The 1083-nt window shown below is 74.1% G+C and carries 2 protein-coding genes; one reads left to right on the plus strand and one right to left on the minus strand.

From position 1 onward, the window contains the following. On the plus strand, positions 1-322 hold a 322-nt coding region (locus AB0C29_RS49945), incomplete at its 5' end, for an arginase family protein (RefSeq protein ID WP_360835620.1). 10 nt (positions 323-332) lie between these two features. On the opposite strand, the gene AB0C29_RS49950 is transcribed toward AB0C29_RS49945, so the two are convergent. Beyond that, positions 333-1083, minus strand: a 751-nt coding sequence (locus AB0C29_RS49950) for an SDR family oxidoreductase (protein ID WP_360835622.1), incomplete at its 5' end; no start/stop codon positions are given.

Raw genomic sequence — 1083 nt, forward strand, 5'->3', positions numbered from 1 at the left:
GTGGCTGCCGCCGGCCCGGGCCAGAGAGAGCAGCGCCGTGACAGCGGCCGTGACGGCGCTGGCCGGCCGGGTGCGGCGGGTGCACGTCCACATCGACCTCGACGTGCACGACCCGTCGACCGCCCCGGCCAACAGCTACGCGGCGCCGGACGGCCTGCTGCCCGGCGATGTCCACGGCATCCTGCGGCACCTCGCCGAGCGGATCCCGATCGGCTCGGCGACGCTGGCGGCGTGGGACCCCAGCTACGACGTCGACGATCGCATGCGGGGCATCGCCCTCGACCTGGTCGAGCTGCTGGCCGGCCTGAGCTCGGCGTCGTAGTGGACCGCGGTCAGCTCTGCTGCTGCATGGACCACATCTGCCAGACCGTCGTACGCACCGAGCGGGGCTGCTCCAGGACGACCCGGATGGCGTGGGCCACGTCCTCTGCGCGCAGGTAATCGTCCAGCTCCGGGGAGCCCTCCGTGCGGCCCGCGCCGATGGCGAACTCCGTGGCGGTGCCGGCCGGGCAGATCAGCGTCACCCGGGTGCCCTCCGCGCGCAGCTCCCGGTCCAGCGAACCGGCCAGGCCCACCTGGGCGTGCTTGGTGCCCGCGTAGACGGCCTCGTCGGCGCCGCCGCGGAAGCCCGCCACCGAGCTGACGATCACCACGTCACCGCCGTCACCCTGCTCCCGGAAGCGGCGCACCGCCGACCGTACGCTCCAGACCGTGCCCAGGTAGTTGGTCTCCACCATCTCGGTGAGCTGGTCGTCGCCCAGGTCGAGGATGCCGCCGTACGCGCCGATCCCGGCGTTGGCCACCATCGTGTCCAGCCGGCCCCAGCGCTCGACCGCGGCCGCCACCAGCGCGTCGTTGTGGGCCGGGTCGCGGACGTCGCCGACCACCGGCACCACGTTGTCCTTGCCCAGCGCCTCCACGAGCTGCTCCAGCCGTTCCTCCCGGCGGGCACTCACCGCGACCCGGGCCCCCGCGCCGACCAGCGCGTGGGCGGTGGCGGCACCGATGCCGGCGCTCGCTCCGGTGACGGCGACAACCGTGTCGGCGAGGGTACGGGTGGGGGAGTACGGCATGACTTCCTCC

It is taken from the genome of Actinoplanes sp. NPDC048791 (genome assembly GCF_040650095.1).
In the GTDB taxonomy this organism is placed as follows: domain Bacteria; phylum Actinomycetota; class Actinomycetes; order Mycobacteriales; family Micromonosporaceae; genus Actinoplanes.